At 46.3% G+C, this 17,232-nt stretch carries 12 protein-coding genes; 3 read left to right on the top strand and 9 right to left on the bottom strand.

Going from position 1 to position 17,232, the window contains the following annotated elements; genetic code table 11:
* The first annotated feature begins 448 nt into the window (after positions 1 to 448).
* The gene (locus GS601_RS09400) at positions 449 to 1,198 is read left to right on the top strand and encodes a hypothetical protein (protein ID WP_162423024.1); all 750 of its coding nucleotides are present in this window, start codon (positions 449 to 451) and stop codon (positions 1,196 to 1,198) included.
* Positions 1,199 to 1,354: 156 nt separating this feature from the next.
* On the opposite strand, the gene GS601_RS09405 is transcribed toward GS601_RS09400, so the two are convergent.
* The 3 genes from GS601_RS09405 to GS601_RS09415 form a co-directional block, all read right to left on the bottom strand.
* A complete protein-coding gene (locus GS601_RS09405) occupies positions 1,355 to 2,341 on the bottom strand; it encodes a hypothetical protein (RefSeq protein WP_162423025.1) in 987 nt (328 codons plus the stop codon).
* A gap of 310 nt (positions 2,342 to 2,651) precedes the next feature.
* The gene (locus tag GS601_RS09410) at positions 2,652 to 5,360 is read right to left on the bottom strand and encodes a GAF domain-containing protein (RefSeq protein WP_162423026.1); all 2,709 of its coding nucleotides are present in this window, start codon (positions 5,358 to 5,360) and stop codon (positions 2,652 to 2,654) included.
* A gap of 137 nt (positions 5,361 to 5,497) precedes the next feature.
* On the bottom strand, positions 5,498 to 5,887 hold the full coding sequence (locus GS601_RS09415) for a hypothetical protein (protein WP_162423027.1): 390 nt from the start codon (positions 5,885 to 5,887) through the stop codon (positions 5,498 to 5,500).
* Positions 5,888 to 6,237: 350 nt separating this feature from the next.
* Between GS601_RS09415 and GS601_RS09420 the strand changes: the two genes are divergently transcribed.
* Positions 6,238 to 6,720 (top strand): DUF4168 domain-containing protein, encoded by a 483-nt coding sequence (locus GS601_RS09420; protein ID WP_162423028.1) that lies wholly within the window; start codon positions 6,238 to 6,240, stop codon positions 6,718 to 6,720.
* A 234-nt stretch (positions 6,721 to 6,954) separates the two neighbouring features.
* Here the strand turns inward: GS601_RS09420 and GS601_RS09425 are convergent, their stop codons facing one another.
* The 4 genes from GS601_RS09425 to GS601_RS09440 form a co-directional block, all read right to left on the bottom strand.
* Positions 6,955 to 7,881 carry an alpha/beta fold hydrolase gene (locus GS601_RS09425; RefSeq protein WP_162423029.1) on the bottom strand — a complete coding sequence of 309 codons (927 nt, stop codon included), beginning with the start codon at positions 7,879 to 7,881 and terminating at the stop codon, positions 6,955 to 6,957.
* A gap of 125 nt (positions 7,882 to 8,006) precedes the next feature.
* Positions 8,007 to 8,816, bottom strand: a complete 810-nt coding sequence (locus GS601_RS09430; protein ID WP_162423030.1) for a DUF4114 domain-containing protein — start codon at positions 8,814 to 8,816, stop codon at positions 8,007 to 8,009.
* A 405-nt stretch (positions 8,817 to 9,221) separates the two neighbouring features.
* On the bottom strand, positions 9,222 to 10,289 hold the full coding sequence (locus GS601_RS09435) for a potassium channel family protein (protein WP_162423031.1): 1,068 nt from the start codon (positions 10,287 to 10,289) through the stop codon (positions 9,222 to 9,224).
* Positions 10,290 to 10,918: 629 nt separating this feature from the next.
* Positions 10,919 to 14,041, bottom strand: coding sequence for a plasmid replication protein, CyRepA1 family (locus GS601_RS09440; RefSeq protein WP_162423032.1), 3,123 nt, complete (start codon positions 14,039 to 14,041; stop codon positions 10,919 to 10,921).
* Positions 14,042 to 15,045: 1,004 nt separating this feature from the next.
* On the opposite strand from GS601_RS09440, the gene GS601_RS09445 reads away from it, so the two are divergent.
* Positions 15,046 to 16,128, top strand: a complete 1,083-nt coding sequence (locus GS601_RS09445) for a hypothetical protein (RefSeq protein ID WP_162423033.1) — start codon at positions 15,046 to 15,048, stop codon at positions 16,126 to 16,128.
* 129 nt (positions 16,129 to 16,257) lie between these two features.
* Here GS601_RS09445 and rpsU read toward each other — a convergent pair whose 3' ends face one another.
* Both rpsU and GS601_RS09455 read right to left on the bottom strand, forming a co-directional pair.
* Positions 16,258 to 16,449, bottom strand: coding sequence for a 30S ribosomal protein S21 (gene rpsU / locus GS601_RS09450; protein WP_162423034.1), 192 nt, complete (start codon positions 16,447 to 16,449; stop codon positions 16,258 to 16,260).
* Between the two features lie 203 nt (positions 16,450 to 16,652).
* A complete protein-coding gene (locus tag GS601_RS09455; RefSeq protein ID WP_162423035.1) occupies positions 16,653 to 16,973 on the bottom strand; it encodes an RNA recognition motif domain-containing protein in 321 nt (106 codons plus the stop codon).
* Between the last annotated feature and the right edge of the window lie 259 nt (positions 16,974 to 17,232).

Here is a 17,232-nt window from a genome sequence, read left to right on the forward strand (position 1 = left end):
GCAGTTTGATTTTTTCAGCCAGTTTTATAAGCACAACAGTGCTTGCGATCGCGCATCTTTTATAGCTTGGGACTAGTACATTTTCCTAAAGGGCTAGAGAACATCGATGTACAGCCAGTTTTTTTAGCACGTTATTTGATTAAAATTAACCTCGCCTTGCTACACGGAAACAGAGATCCCTGCACTAAACTATGCGATCGCTGAGTAGATTGGTCTGTTCTATCCTCAACCGTGGAAAGAAAATGTGACAAGAAAGTGACACAACCTTTAGAGCAACGTTTGAAAAGCAACCAGAAGCAAATGACAGAGCAAAACCAGATGATGAAGACCCCTCTTTGAGCAGAGTCGCGATCACAACTAGATTCCCCTCCTGATAGAGTCTCGTCTGCTTTAACTTTCTTAACCTAGAAGCAACATCAAGTTCTAAAACTAAAGTTGGAGCGTGACTATGGTAGCCAACGTTGTAAAGCTAAATCAGTCAAATAGACTTAGCAACCTGAGCACAGAAGACCTTAAAGCTGAGGTTCTAGCACTCACCAATGGGCGCGATGGTGAGCCATTGAAGGAGAAAGTCGCGTTCCACAAGCGTGAACTAGCGCCATATTTCGAGGAACTACAGAGCCGCAATCCATATCCAACTGTAGAAGACCAAATTCCTGTTGTCTTGGGCGTGTGGACGCCTGTGTGGTCTACGATTCCATTTCACGATGCGTTACCTGGTCGCCTTCACGAGTGCTCTTATCAAATTTTTCAAGACAACGGCTACTATGCCAACATCGCACGCTATGCTCCAGGCAACCGCTACGGTCTGCTCAAGAAGCTTTCTATGTTTCTTGCTGCCTACGATTTTATGGTGATGCAAAGCTTCGAAGTGCGTGATGGAGAATGGTTTATTCAGAATGTTGCGATCGAGCAAAAACTCAGACGACGAATTGTCCCCCTTACCATTGAGCGCGCAGAAAGCTGGTTTGATGCAGTTCTACACTCTCGGTGGAAAGAGTTTACGGAAAAGACCAAACTCCCTAAGGAACTCAAACTAGATAACCTTGATAGAAACACGGTCAAAAAATTTGAGAAGACTTATTTGGCGATTCCAAAATTTGAGCATTTGTATGTCGATCACGATTTGCGCGTTGTGAAGACGCAACGGGAAGCAAAGCAACGCCCCTCCTATACGATCGCTGTTCGCCGGAAATAAATTCATCAGATCTAATAGAAGATGCAATTTGAAACCGTGTCCCTTTTTGTACGGGTTCACCATTGTCTGAAGCGCACTATTGTCTGAAGCATTGCTTCGTACAACTATATTGTCTTGAGCCAGAATTGTCTTGAGTCAGAACAGCATCGCTTAGAGTTAGCGAACTTCTGGTTCAGGGGGTTGCGGATCGCTTTCCGCTTCTTCATTAGCAGATAGGACAGGTTGCACTGGGTTTGGCGTTTGTTGAGTCTGCGGAGGAGCTACATTCGCTGATGTCAATGGAGGCTGCGGAGCCAAAAAAGGCTCGGAGTTGACCACTGGTAACGCTTGATTTGTCTCGCCAAGTTCCAAAGGATCACTCTGTCTTGGCTGCTTTACCTTCGGCTCTTTCTCTACCCTAGCTGCGATTTCAGGAGCACCCTTTGCGTGGTTCGGCAACTTAGCGGTAACTGCTTGTGGTTGCAGCCATGGCTGGTGGGTTGCAAGTTCAGCAGAAGGTGTTACAGGTTGCCTTCTATTACGGATCTTGGGTTCCACGATATTCTTCAGTTGCCAATCCCGATCTTCGCGATCGGCTTGGATCTGATGCATCAATGTTGCATGTCTTTCGGTTGCCCAATATTCGCTTTTGATTTGCTGCAACTGATTCGCTGTTTGAAAGGCTTGCCCCCATAAGCTCTCCCTCATCTGACGGGTTGCATGGTGCGTAATCGCTGCTGCTATTTTGTCAGTCGTTTTCCATTTTGTTATACGATCGCGGGATTGCTCATAAATCGGAGAACTTTCTGTGATCATCTGTGCGATCGCTAGCGCTTCACTCAAGTCTCCCGCTTGAAATTTGGCTTCTCCTAGTGCTAGTAGCTGCTCGCTCCAAGACCTCACCAATCGATCACCAACATCATGCAATGGGTCATCTGGTGAAATGTTCCCCACAAGGCGAATTGCCATTGCCAATCCCAACGGGGTTTGCTGATTTGCCTTAGCCTGAGCACACGACAATCGCGCTGTTAGCGGGGAATGTCGATCAATCGTCTCACAGCGAAAGGTAGGCAGCGTAATTAAAACTTGAAATGCAATCAATGCCATTCCCCACGGCGCGGCAATTAGCCCAACCCAAATATGTCTTATCCAATAGGGTCTCATCTTGCGTACTCTCCGCGTTCTGCACGATTCAAAATCGCCCAATATCTGACGGAAGATGCTGTTTGAAACACACGTTTGGCGCGATAAGGTTAGAGTGCCCAGATGGGCGTAAAAAAGCCAATTGTTCCACAGAAGAGAGCTACGCCACTACCAAAGTTTGCAAGCAAATTAGAGTTGCGCTCAGATTGTCGTAACACCTGATTGCTATGACATCAGATGGTCATGGCAACTTGTTCTGCTAGGCGATCGCAGTCAATGTTCCTTGCATAAGTTTGCAGATTTGGAAGGTGCTACTTTTTTGTTGTGCTTACTACCGTGCTTGCTGAATCGGAACTTCAATCCAAAATTCAGTCCCTTCTGTAGAGTCAGAGTCGCATTTAAAAACACCGCCGTGTTTTCCAACCACAATTTCGTAACTGATCGACAGCCCCATTCCAGTTCCTTTGCCAATGGGTTTGGTCGTGAAAAATGGTTCAAAGATTTTTGCTTTCACGTTAGGTGGAATACCCAAACCATTATCTTTAATACAAATAGCAATGCGATCGCTGCTCAAACGTTCAGTGTGAATCGAAATCATAGGAGCGCGATCGCATCCCTCTTTCACCCCAATCTCTAAAGCATCGATCGCGTTACTAAGCACATTCATAAACACTTGGTTAAGCTGGCTTGCATAGCACTCAACCAAGGGTAAGTCGCCATATTCTTTGTGCAATTCAATACTGCAACTGTTGCCATCTAGCTTAAACCGATGTTTGAGAATAAGCAGCGTGCTATCAATTCCTTCATGAATGTCAACCGCCTTAAACTCAGCCTGATCGAGGCGAGAAAAATTCCGCAGCGACAGCACAATTTGACGGATACGTTCGGTTCCTATCTGCATTGAAGAAACAGTTTTAGGTAAATCTTCTATTACAAACTCTAAGTCGATCTGTTCGATTTGTTCTAAAATATCCGAGCCTGGATTTGAATAGCATGTTTGATAAATTTCAATCAGAGCGAGTAAGTCATCAACATAGCGTTTGACATGATTCAAATTCCCCGCAATAAAATTAACAGGATTATTAATTTCGTGAGCAACCCCTGCAACAAGATGCCCTAGACTCGACATTTTTTCCGTCTGAATCAGTTGACCTTGAGTCTTTTTTAGGGTTTGTAGAGTCTGGGCTAACTGCTCAGCCTGAAGCTGAGTTTGAGCCAGCAATTCAGCCTGTTCTAGCCCAATGCCAAGTTGAGCGGCAACTTGCGTCACAAACTGGATCTCGGTTTGCTCCCAGCAACGTGGTTTGTCGCACTGATGAATACACAGCAACCCCCACAACGCTTCGCCTTTAATCAGGGGCGCAACAATCTTTGCTTTAATTGCAAATTGATCAAGAACAGCAACATAACATTGTTTGAGTTTTGCCTTGTGAATGTTTTCGAGGGCGCTCACTCGTCCATGCTGATAGAGAGATGCATATTCTTCAGCAAAGCAATGATCTTGAATCTTTTGATTGATTGCAGATGGAAATTCGGGTAGAACATCTTCAGCAACAACTTCGCCATAGTTAAATTTAGACACTGGATCAAAACTATAAACGATAACGCGATCGGCATTAAGCGTTTGACGTAACTCTTGAGTTACAGTTGTGAAAATAGTTTGAAAGTCGAGCGATCTGCGAATTTTAGCCACAACCTCAAACAAAATTCTTTGCTGTTCGGTGACTTGTTTGATCTGGGCTGTTCGCTGCTCAACTTGAGCTTCTAAACTAAAATTTAGGACTTGCAACTGCTGATGGGTTTCATATTGCTGAATTGCAGTTGCAAATTGTTGCCCTAACGCCTGTGCTAACTCGATCTCGCCAATTGTCCATTCTGATGGCTGCCCGCGTTTTGTCTCTTTCCAGACATCAAACGACTGACGCGGATAGAGTTGTCGAGCATCTATTGAAAGCTCTCCTGCCCACAAAATTTCTGTGTCTATTTCATCGCGAAACACGCTCAAGTAGCCCAACAACTGGCGGCGATACCAAAGCGGAATCATTAGCACTCCGCGAATCTTGGTGGGGCGAAACGAAGCTTGTAAATTACGTAAACCAGGCTCTTTATATAAATCAGCGATCGCCCACACAGGCTTTTGCGTAGACTTAAAATATGCTTGCCAGACATTGTATTGTTCCATCAAAGCGTGGGGCGCGTTTTCCAACACAATTGGCTGGGTTCCCGTTTGATAAAGTCTCAAATAACAGCTAGGCGATTGTGTGCGAGTCTCTTTCATCTCGAAGGCATCTGCGTGTAGCCACAGCCGCCCTCCAGACCCGCCAAATGCTGAAACAGATGCTTCTAAAGCGGCTTGGGGTTCAATAGTGGAAAACGAGTGGAGAAATTGACTAATTTGATTGATTGTTGCCTCTCGGCAAGCTTGTTCGCGGGCTTGGGTTGTTAGCGTGGATTGTGCGATCGCAACTGAAAGGAGATCGACAACCTGCTGCACCGTTTGCACATCTGACTCTGAGATATCTTTCGGCTCTGCATGGTGAGACACAAACAGACCCCAAAGCTGATCGTGATGCAGAATCGGAATGACAAGCGACGACTGAACGCCCATGGCTGTGAGATACTCAGCATGGCACGGATCAATAGGGCGGTAACGAATCTGTTCGTAATCTACGGTGTCACCGTTCTCGCGCTCAATACTCTGACCAATTCTTTGATGTGCCACATCTACAACCGAGCGGGCCCGCGCTTGAGTGAAGAGATCGCGCGCATGGGGGGGAATATCGTCGGCAGGAAAATTCATCCCTAGCAGAGACGGTAAGCGATCGCATCTCAGCCACTCTGAGGTAACCTGACCATGACCATCAGGCTGAAATCGGTAAATCTTGATCCGATCAGTATTTAGAAAAGCCCCAACCTCTGCCGTGGCAACATCAAAAATACTGCTAAGCTCATCAGAGCGGCGTAGGCAATCGGTGATTCGGCTCAACAATACATCATCACTGGTTGCTGCACTAGCAACTTCCCCAGACTCTAGGCTCATCAATTTATTTCCCACCCATACAAAGACAGCAAGAGACCGTTTTGAGCAGTTAGCTAAGGTCTCTAGCTATGAGTATGGGCAGCGTTGGGTAAAAACTCACCACTAGTTTGGGCTTGGTTATTTACTATTTCTCGTAGTTATTTATTGCCTTTTGCAGAGGGAGTTTTGCGATCGCGCTGGCGAAACTCTGAGCAATCTGCTGCCTCTGGGGTCAAGGCAAGATGAGGATTGACTGCACACTTAATATAAGGATTATTGTGAAAAAATTGACACTTTTTACACGGAAGCTGAACCGCCTGCTTTGAGGAAGGCGCGTTTCTTCTGAGCTTCCAGGTATCAGAGATAACACAAACGACGGTCGCCCACATTGCCACAAATCCAAGCGGAAGCAAAAGGAGGGCGGCATCGTAGATGAATGCACTCGTTGAAGATGAGTCAAAACGCTCAGCAGGCGGTTCACCAACTGACGTTTGAGCATGAATAGAGGGAGATGTGAGGGTGAAAAACCTTGACTCAGAAGACTGCATAAGACACTTCAAAAATTAAGGACAGGAACCGCAGTAGCTTCTGCCTACCAGGGAACTGAAATAACGCCCTGTGTGGGCTGATCTTGCCTCTAGTTGTAGCGATCGCACGGCTAGATTATCTCTGTCGGGGGAGTTGGCTTACAAATTTTCTGGGTATATCTACAGAGGGAATCGAGCAGTCTCAAAACGTGCCCTCGCTAATTTATAACGGATGTGAATCCTCGGCAAGATCGGTAGGATGATGCAGAGTTAAGTCGTATGAACCTCAAGCCTGTTCAAAAACAAGGGTCAAGTTCTGATGGCAAGCTTAGTCAAACCAGTTCGGTTAAATCAGCCGTGGAGGATGAATCATGTTAAAGCATATTCTGATTGGGGGTTGTGTCATAGCACTCGGATTCGGAGGGGCATTGCCGACGCAGGCTCAAACTGCGCCCACCCCTCAAGCTGCGCCTGCTCCTTCTGTTAGCGCGGCAGATATGCAGAAGTTTGCCAGTGCTGTCAAACAAATTTTATCAATTAGCCGTGCATCAGAAATGGCGGCAGGGCAAGCCATTCAGGGGGAAGGTCTGTCTGCCCAACGATTTGATGAGATTTACAAGTCTCAAAACGAGCCAAAGCAGAAGCCCAAAACCGAAATCCAGCCGAAAGAACGTCAAAGCTACGATCGGGCGATCGCAAAACTCGTTCAAATTCAGCAAGACAACGAGACTAAAGCGGCAAAAGCAGTTCAGGAGCAAGGATTGAATCCTCAACAGTTCAATCAGATTTTTCAAGCGGTGAGAAGCAACCCTCAGTTACGTCAGCAAGTTCAAGACATGATCCGCGCAAAGTAGAACCCCTGGCTGGTTCTGCGGGGTGAACATCTTGTACACCCCCCTTCTTGCTTTGGTGCCCGCAGGGTGGGTTCATACAACAGGTGAGTTCATACAACAAAAGAATAGTTTGAACGTTCGGTTCTTGCGTTGAAGCTTTCTAAAAACCGCGATCGCAGCAACCAAAACATCAAGCTTCTAGTTTGTCCTTCTGGTGTATGAACCCACCCTACTTCTTGCTTTGGTGCCCGTGGGCTAACGCCCTTTAGACAGATATTTCTCCAAAAACGGCAAAATTCCTTCGGCTAGCTGATTGGGATACTCTTCATGCAAGCCTAACGAACCCGGCATCCGATACACCTGTACACCAGAAAAATGCGCCAAAATTTCGACTTCCTGACGAGACTTTGGCGGCATGTTCTCGCCAATGACCATCAGGATAGGAACTCGGATAGGCTGAAACCAGTTAAGCCAGTCGTCGCGCTTTTTCACCACATCCAACCCGCCTGTTACAAAAGCAGCCGGAGCAAATCGCGCCCCTTTTTCCTGCGTCACTTGCCACTTACGCTGGATAAACTCCGCTGTCAGATTTCTTTCTTCGACAAAAACATGGCGGCGATACATAGCTGTGAGGAATTTTGGCTTGGTGTTGAGCGAGTACAAAAATTGACCCAAAATCGGCAAATTGATTAACCGTTGCACCAGTCGATATGCCCAACGGCGATCACCTAGCATAGTGGGGAGAGGGCCGCGCCAAGTTGGAGCCACAAGCACAATCCACTTCCAGGGAATGGGTTGCCTCTGCGCTAGCTCCATCACATAGCCTGCGGCATGTCCAGCCGCAATTACCACAACTGGCTCCCTAAAGGTAGCTTGCACAAAATTTCGGAGACAGGCTTCTAAAAGGACAGGAGTAATAGCGATCGCAGGACGAGACGATTCACCAAACCCCACCCAGTCCAGTACAAACACCTGATATCGATGCGCCAATCGCTCTGCTAAGCCGCGCATTTCCAGTCGGCTCGAAACCGTACTCAACGAGGGTAGCAGCAGAATCGGCTTTCCGTCGCCCAGTACCTCATAAACCGTCGTGATTGGCTTTCCTTTCCAACTCCAGTGATGCTCGTGCACACTGCCACCTATGCTAAACGGAGAAAATTCGGCGGCAGGAATGTTGCTCATGAATATACCCTCAGACTGTGAGTAACAAAGTTGAAATCTTATTTTCCAACAAAAAGGTAGCCCGTAGCTAAATGCTATGGACTACCTACAATCAAAGGCTAGTCAGACCAAGTGAAATGAAAGGCTTAATCAGTCGCTTTGTTCTGCCGACGACGGCGCACTACTACACCAGCCGCACCGAGACCCAGCAGAGAAAGCGTCACCGACGGCTCCGGTACTTTCTGACCCGTTAAATGCTTGAAGTTCTTTTCGCCAATATCAACCACGAAGACCGTATCATTAAAGTCGCGATCGGAGTTCTCATTTTTGCCGCCCGTCGCGCCTTTCGCACCATAAAGATCTTCAAAACCAAGCAACAAATAGCGCTCACCTACCGCATAAGCCACAACGTGCTGTAAACCATCGGCGTTCATCGAGGTTTGGGTACCAAAAATATTGGCGTTATTGCCTCTGTTAAGCCCATCTGCTCTCAAAAAGAAATCGAGTTGAGAACCGCCTTTGATAGCACCAGCACTCACTGTATCACCTAGCTTTAGGGCATTTCCACCCCAGGCTCCGACGCAACCTGCACCCGCGCAAGAAATATCATTAAATAGAAGCCCAGATGTTGCTGTTGCCCCGGTTGATTCAAAGGCAAGTTGGTTGCGGTAGCCCGCTCCTTCGTTGATGAAACTAACCGTTACATTATGGTCATACTTAAGAAATAGCTGGGACGGGTCAATTTTGTACTGACCACTACCTGGAATTTCGACGCTCTCTTTCTGGACATATTTTTGGTAGGGCACATCGTCAAAACCAGTTTCAGCTTTGCCAGAGATCGTGGGCTGTGTCCAAGAATTATTCCAGGTGAAGGCATGGGCAGAAGCAGCGTTGGAGAATGCGCCAGTAACCGTGGCAGCAGCTATTACTAAACCAGTCAGAAGTTGCGTTTTCATGGGCGATACAGATTTCAGATAAAGTGCAGCTAACTCTATAAACAAACAGCGCTCTTAAACCGTCAGTTTTGGTGATGCGCTGTGTGACTTCTAATACTTCTAACAGATTCTTTTACGGAGCATCCAGCTTTTAAGGCAGTCTTGCTTGACTCTTCATTGCAAAATGGCTCAAATGCTATATCTACTTAGGAATAAGCGATTTTAGTAGTCAGTCTGAGGGAGGAGAATCCCCTCTATTTTGAGTAGTGCTACTGACAAAACGGATCGGTTTCCCCGTATTACTTAGACAAGTCTGTAAGTTTTTGAACAAGCTTTAAACCTCTTTTTCTGGCGAGGGTTAAGCATCCCGTAGAAAAGGTAAACACTTCAATCAAAAATGCAACTATTGAACGTAGAAATGAAGGGTTAATGCCTTTCTCTAACACGAGAACCTCTGTAAAGCATTTTGTCTTTGACAACAAATTTTTTGACAAATTGAGGAGTATCGCCACGATGCCCTAACACAATGACAACATCGCCTTCGATCAGCAGAGCAGACTGAGGAGGATGGGTAATTGTTGTGCCATCGGCTCGACGGATTGCCACGATGATGAATGTGCCTTTACTGCGGACTTCAACATCGCCAATGGTTGAGCCGACCATCGGTGAGTTAGGCGCGATCGCAACTTCATCAACCTGAATATCTAGCTGTGAAAGTAACTCGTTTAATGTAGTGCGTCCATCATCTTGGTTGAAAAAGTCTAAGGTTGCAGGATGCGTAATCATATGCGCCATTCGCAATCCACTGATAGTAGCCGGTAGCACGACTTGATCGGCTCCTGCTAATCGAAGTTTCTTTTCTGTGGAAGGCAATTCCCCACGAGCTAAAATCATCAAATTTGGGTTCATTTCACGGGCAGTGAGCGTGATAAATACATTGGCAGCATCATCCGGTAGAACCGTTGATAAAACTTTGGCGCGATCGATGCCTACAGCCTGAAGAACGGTTTCATCTGTTGCATTTCCTAAGCGGACGAGGCAGCCCATTTCTTCTGCTTTTTCGAGCCGAATGGGATCAGCATCAATCACAATAAACGGAATTTTTGAATCGATGAGTTGACGTGCTAAAATCTGCCCCATGCGCCCAAATCCACAAATAATAATGTGATTGGTCAACGTTTCAATAGTGCGTGTCATGCGTCGTTTTCCTAATACATGATTGATTTCACCCTCGGTAATCATTTGGACGAAGCCGCCAACTAGGTAAATAGTCGAAGATGTGCCACCGATAATCACGAGCATGGTAAAGATTTTGAGGGCAGGCGTATTGATCGGACGGACTTCACCATAACCGACCCCAAAGGTAGTGATAACGACCATGTAAAGTGAGTCTAGTAGCGACCAGCCTGCAAGCCGATAACCCGCGACTGCAATGATCACTGTAGCAACTAAAAAAAGTACTCCGGTCAGAATCCGTTTAAGTGGTGATTGCATGGTCGCTGTTCTGAACCTATAGGAGTCGATCTAAAATTTTAGGTGGTTAAAAGTATACTTATGTCTAACAAAACTTCTTGGATGCCATAAACACCCCTGAGCATTTTATCCACGTAAATCTAATTGCTTTAGTTGCTCTGACTACTTTATGGCTCATCAAAACCGCTGCGAGAGCCATTTCACCTGTTTCGTAGTTAGGTCTGAGTTTTACTAGAAGCTCTAAAAGCTACTAGATAAGATCTAACAAATAAGTTAGTTTCTCACAACCTAGAACGGCTAACCTTTAATGCTATTCACTTTAGTATAAGGTGCTAGAAAAATCGTAGCATTCAATTTTACCCTGCACACCGAAGCGCAGGGTAGCTAAAGTTTGGACTTCTTTCCTATTCACACATTTTGGAGAACTTCATAGCGAATGATAAGCAAAGCATAGAGTTAGAAGAGATACCTAAGTAACCCAACTCTTTTACAACAACACTAGTCGATGAATATGAGTTGTCAGAGATTTAGGGAATTATTTAGAGAATTATTTAGGCTTGCGATCGCGCCCAGTCCCTTAATTTTAAGTCTCTTAATTTATTGACAAATTTATTTACCTCTTTTCTTCTATAAAAATCCTCTAATGTCATTTAGGTATCGTCTTCTGCCTGTTGAATCCAGTCATCCATTTCAGAAAACGAACTGCATCCTGTAACCTCCATCAAGGTTTGTAGCAGCGATTGATCCCGCTTTTCCCATTCTGCAAAGATCGCGTTTCGCCCGTCTTGGGGTGGAAAATATTTGTAGACACGCGGACCACCACGACGCCCATCTGCCGCTACATCTCGCCCAGTACAGGTTAGTTTGACACCAATTTTACCGAGTAACGCTTGCGAGAGTGCCATGGGCGCTTGTTTTTTGGTGACTGTGATGCCGAAGAGCGTTTTTATATCTTCTCGGCACTCTAAGGCTTGGGCAGCAATAAATTGAACCAGTTCATCGGTTGCCCGAATTTTTTCACCAGGTGTGAGAAATTCGAGCACTCGAAATAGTTTCAAGGCTTCTACCTGAGCCGTTAGCAGTTTCACATCTTGCAGTGCAATCTTGCCGTTACCGCGTTCAAGATGTTCTTCTAACTCTTGCATGTCGTGTAGCCTTACAAAATCTGGATCATGCGTCAGATAGTAATGCAATCGTAATTGCGTATACCACCCATTGTCATCTTTAAGTTTTAGTTCGGGAGTAACGTTGGTTGTAGCATAACGTTTTTGCAACTCATGCTTGTATTTACTGTTGCGATGTTGAGTTGATTGATTGATTTGCTTCTTGATTTCGTCGTATTCTTCGGAAGTAATTTCTGGGGAATCAGACACTGCGATCGCTTCTGCGGTTTGGTTACGAGTCCGAATCGCGGCAACCAATTGAGCAATTTGCTCTGCGGCTTGAGCGTCGTGCCGCCAGCCCAAAAATTCAAATCCTGCAACCTGCAACGTTCCGGATGTCAAATCGTGATGCATCTGTTCAGTGACGGGCTGACCCAATATTTTTTCTGCGTCATCTGTGATCGTCGTAACGTCGTGACCTTCGAGCAGCAAGCCATTTCGCAATTCTTGGCGGTAGCGCCACAGTGAGGCATTGACTCGTGCCGCCATTTTTGCCCAGGTTCGCAGCGCGATCGGATCGCTTTGTTCATCTAAATCAAAATCAACGTCCTTGAGCAATGAGACATTGTATCGCACCGCTTTTGTCATAGATTGAGCAACATCGCGGTAGTAACAGCTTCCATTGCCAATTTTTCCGTGCCCAAAATGGGCAGCCCACACGTATCGCGGAACCGCTTCTCGGACGCGCGCCAAGGCTTGACGAGACTCACAATCAGGGGTTACGCCTTGAAAGATTCCGAATACAGCTTTGAAATGCCCACGCACATCAATGGAAACACCAGTGCCAATGGTGGGAGTTGCTAACACTACATCATATTGAGTAACAACATCGTTAATGCGATCAGCAATTCGATAAGCAGCATGATGAGGATCAGAAACTGTCTCGCTATCAATTCTGAGAATACGCTTCTGAGGAAATTGGAGTTTCAAATACGTTTCTAAATTTCTAGAACTCCAGCGCCCTCGAACCTTCTGAGAATCGAGACAAACAAAGGCTGCCCCTGTTGCTAAGACTTGCTCCATTCGAGTGAGCAGTGGGGAAGGGTTTCTCGTGTCGTAAAGCGATACATCCCACGCCACATCCGGTTTCCAGTCGTTGACCACGAGCCAAGGTACAATTGGCAGATCGGATAAGCCTTGAAGATAGTCAATGCTAACATCCGACAAATCAGCATCTTGTGCAACGATCAGCCCCCCTGTTGACAACACAATTTCTACCAGTTCCTTCAGCGTTTCTAAAATTTTGACGCGCTGAGTGTAGCAGGTGGCGCTGTTGAGGGCATGCCATAATACTTGTTCAACTTCGTCGAGAATAACGATCGCACCTTCCCATTCTTCAGGGTTAAACCGTGCTTTCGAGTGAGGATGCAACGAATCAACGCACAGCCCATAGCCTCGTACGCCTTGGCTCTCCTGAAGTTCTTCGAGCCAGCCTAGCCCTAAGCTTTGACAGATCGATTTGCCAAGCTGAATACGGTGAGTGATCACCAAAACTTTTCGATTTTGGGTGATGGCAGTTTGAAGCAGTTGCTCTAGGGCTGTCGTTTTGCCTGTTCCCTTAGCGCTCTTGATACACGCCAATCCTGACTCTGGATACGACAATTTACCTAGAAACGATTGATTCAACGTCATGCTAGGAACATGGGTGAGTGACCAAAGCCGTGACGCTTGCCAAAACTCTAACTCGATCGCCGTATCGTAGAGGTTACTAAAGTCAGTTGAATGGCGAGCAACAACGAAGTCGTCAACGCCTTTTTCAGGTCCTGGTAACGTGATGACTTTAACGGCGCAACCTGAATGAGTCAGCAATTGCCCAAAGCGCGATATTGCTAAAAAGATATTTTTTAAGGTTCTCGGCTTTGTTTCATAGTCAAAACAGATGTTGACCGATCGCCCTTCGGTTGCAAAAAAGGCGAGTTCTGCGATCAGGTGGCGAGTCTCACGACGATAACCACTAAAAATGCCAGGCAGCGCGATCGCAGCATAGCCCAAGCTCAGCAAGCATCCTGCCTTCTTTTCCCCCTCAGTTATGGTAATGGGGATATTCGTTTTCCAAACCCACTCCCAAAAATTGGCGCAGTCTTGTTCTGCCGTTTGAATATTCATCCCGTAGCGATTTGCCACTTGCTCCCATGTGTGACGGGGCACAGCCAACAACACTAACCGGCTTGATCCTTTGCCCAAAGACGGACTGAGATATTTTGCTGGCTTCTGTTTCTGCCGATCCAACACAGGGGTATCAGCATCGGGTTTAAATCGTCCCCAACTCATGCGCTGCCAGTTGTCGAACGGATCAAGCCCACTGACCCACCAGCCCCGCACGGTTTTTCGGGCTTGCTGCCCAAATCGGGTGATGTTCCAATTTAGAGCTTGAGCGATCGGGTAGGACACTTCACGAGTACAGGGATCAACCTCTGTATCGTGCAGGGTTCGCACGTTTAGACCTACGATCGCAGGATCTACGCCGCTTGCTCGCCATTCTTGTTCATGATCGGCATCTAGAAAAAAGGGGTCTGTCTGAGGGGTTGATGAGCTAAGAGTTTGAGATAAATTAAGAGTTTGAATCGATGAAGCCGCTCCCGCAGGAGCAGTTCTGAGGCTAGAAACCATCAGGTTGTCTCCTTGGGGTTAGGCGTAAAATTGGTAGAAAAAATATGGGACTGGCACAGAACCAGAACACTTGATACAATTTTTGAACATAGAAATGTATCCCAATGACGTTGGGAGATTAAGGTTGTTTATGACCCCTTGAGCCGACTGTGGTAGGAACGCTCAGGGGGTTTTGCTTATGCCGTAGTCAATGGAGCTAAGGAATGAAACTATAGACGATGGAAAAGGTGCAGCTTAGAGGCAACCTGATCTGAACTTGTGGTAGAAAGCTCAGACTGCTGTTTGCTCTGGGTAAATGGCTGCCTGTTCAACTCCATGAGCCAACTCAATGGCTTAGCTCCGGTGGTTTAACCAAATCCAATTAGGATTGATGCGCCTCGAATGGTGGTAGACATCTTCGACGTTGTGAGAGATTAACACTGCAAATTAGCGATCGACAAGGGGGCTAATTTAGCTATACGCAAAAGTTATAGGACAAGCATCCGCCAGCGTTACAGGGAAATGATGAACGCTAGAGTTACGGCGTCAGAAGCTTTTTTCTTAAAGTATTCATTCACGCCGCCACAAGTCAAATCCACCGAAAAACCTGCGGGTGCACTGAGAAAGGATGCGCGATCGCACCCCCATTCCACGGTAAGATAAGACGCTCGTGTTACAGGTTGAGCGACATCTCCGCCGCCAAAGTTACAGCCTAAAAATAGCCGCGAAAGTTACAGGTAGCCAAGCAAAAATCGTACGCTGGCGTTACAGCAAAATAAGATTTATTTCCTACATCTAGCGAGTAGCACAGAAATTTAGACAAGTGGGACCCCAGATATAGCGTTTCACCTCTGGACAAATCAGGGAAGGTAAGGCACTATATGTGGGGTCTTCAATTAATCAGCAACCCCCATTCTTCACTCCTCTTACTTGTTTGCGTTTTCTAAAACTGTTTTAAGATTGACACCCCCATTCTTCACCCCTCTTCACTCTTCACCCGATTAATGCGTTACCCTAGCCGAGCCATGAACAACGTAGAGGCAACTTTTCCGGTTGATAGCCAACTCCTGATGGTCTTGCCCCGCGCCAGTGCATCGCTTCGCCATCCTGACGCTCAACCCCCCATCTTGCGATCGGATGCTGACGGCTACTACTTGGAGATGCGTGTCGAGGCAGACGCCACGGAAGAGAGCGAACTGGCACTCACCCGGCGCGTTCCGCTCGATCATCTATCGGCAGAAGCGTGGGAAGAACTCAAAACCGAATACGCCAAACTGGATTGGTCTGTCTGTGCAACCAAAGGCATGAGTAACGGCTTAGAAAACGTTCAGGATCGCAAAATTCAGCGTTTATTCATAGCACTGATAACCTTCCTCAATCCACGTCAGGTGTCGATTGTTTTATATCTTTATAAATTAGCTGCCGAGCAGGGGACAGGGGCAACCGTAACGTTTCGCTCAAACGATTTGCTAGAACGGTTAGGATATACCCGTACCAAAGATGGCGGATTTGCCTCGAAGCTGCGATCGCAACTCCATTGTGATTTGGTTAACCTTCATCGCACCGAATTAGTATTAGCTCAATCGTTTAGAAACCGTGATCAAAATCGTGCAGCTAAAGTCATGATCAAAAGCGTTTTACGCATCAAAGATTATGAAATTGACCACGTTCCGCGAGATTTTGATCTTGTTAAAGCCGCAGATTACACTTACGAGTTAGCCGATTCTTACACCCTTTCCCTAGAATTTTTCGACGGTCCAGCCCGGACTGGAGATTGTGTGTTTTTCTCGACTAGCTTTGATATCACTCAAAAACTGGGAAGCAATGCAAAGTCAGACTACAAAACAAAGCTGTTAGTGTATCTCGCGAGCCGCATGAAGTGGGATAGGCTACAAGAAGGGCAGTTTGTTTCGATTTCTAAGAAATATTTATTTAAAAACTTAGACTTGTTTGGTAGCAATTCTTCTCGAAACAACCAAATCTTTTGGCGTACGATCAACACTCTGAAACACGATGGTTACCTTCTGGGCGCGCAAGAGTTACCTGGAAAAAATAAGACTCCGACGATTCAGTTTCAGATTAATTTAGCCAAGCTGAAAGGAGCCTAAATCTAACTAGATATTCTGAATACTATCAGATATACAGACAGATACACAGATGCGATCGCCCTCTTTTCTGGTGCGATCGCATCTTTTTAATCTCAGCAACAATCTTAACGATCCGATCGATCTCAATCCTTAACCGCGCGATCCACCGCGCTTTCTCTGCTTGTGTTTTGCTAACGCTTTGCGCTTCCGCTTCTCGATCGGGGTCTCAAAAAAGCGATGCTTTCGCATGTCGGGAAAAATTTCTGCTTTAGAAACTTCGCGCTTAAATCGACGTAAAACAGAATCAATTCTTTCGTCTTCACCTGGAATAACTTGCGGCATTCTTTTCTCCTTACGAATCGACGTAGGCTAAGGCTAGAGCTTGGATCTAGCAAAACCTATTAACAAGAAAGGCAGACTTACCTTGTCTGCCCTCAAATCTTTGTAAATGGACGGTCGGCAGGGCTAAAACATTCCTAGAAACTTAAGGCTCCATCCATAAAACCTCTCACTGAGCAGCTTTATGGACGGTTTCAGCCAAGTTCTTAGTAGCGCCGTCCGCCACCACCGCCACCGCCACGGTTGTTCGACCAACCGCCGCCACCACCGCCAGAAGGTCTTTCTTCACGGGGCTTTGCTTTATTCACTTTGAGATCGCGACCCATCCATTCTGCACCATCTAGTGCTTCAATGGCAGCCGCTTCTTCTGCATCGGTCTCCATCTCGACAAACGCAAAGCCGCGCATGCGACCTGTTTCGCGATCAGTTGGAACTTGAACCCGTTTGACGGTTCCGTATTCTGCAAATGTCTGACTCAAATCATCTTGAGTGACTTCGTAAGACAAATTGCCCACATAAATTGACATGAAATGGCTCCAGAATCAGAGGTGTGGAGAGTTAGATTCGGAGAGACGCCTATAAAACGAATTACACAGCCGAAAATAATCCTTCACTCCAACCCTAGCACAAATGAAGGGGAATACAATTTGGCTAAAACTTTTTGTAACATTCTCGGTTTCTGCCACCGCACGGTTGCACTAGGCGCTGGCATAGTGCAAGTACTTTGCGCCCTTATTTAAGTATCATAGTGCGATCTAGGCAATTCTTCCTATTTTGACCTGAAAA

Source organism: Myxacorys almedinensis A (assembly GCF_010091945.1).
Classification (GTDB): Bacteria; Cyanobacteriota; Cyanobacteriia; order Leptolyngbyales; family Leptolyngbyaceae; genus Myxacorys; species Myxacorys almedinensis.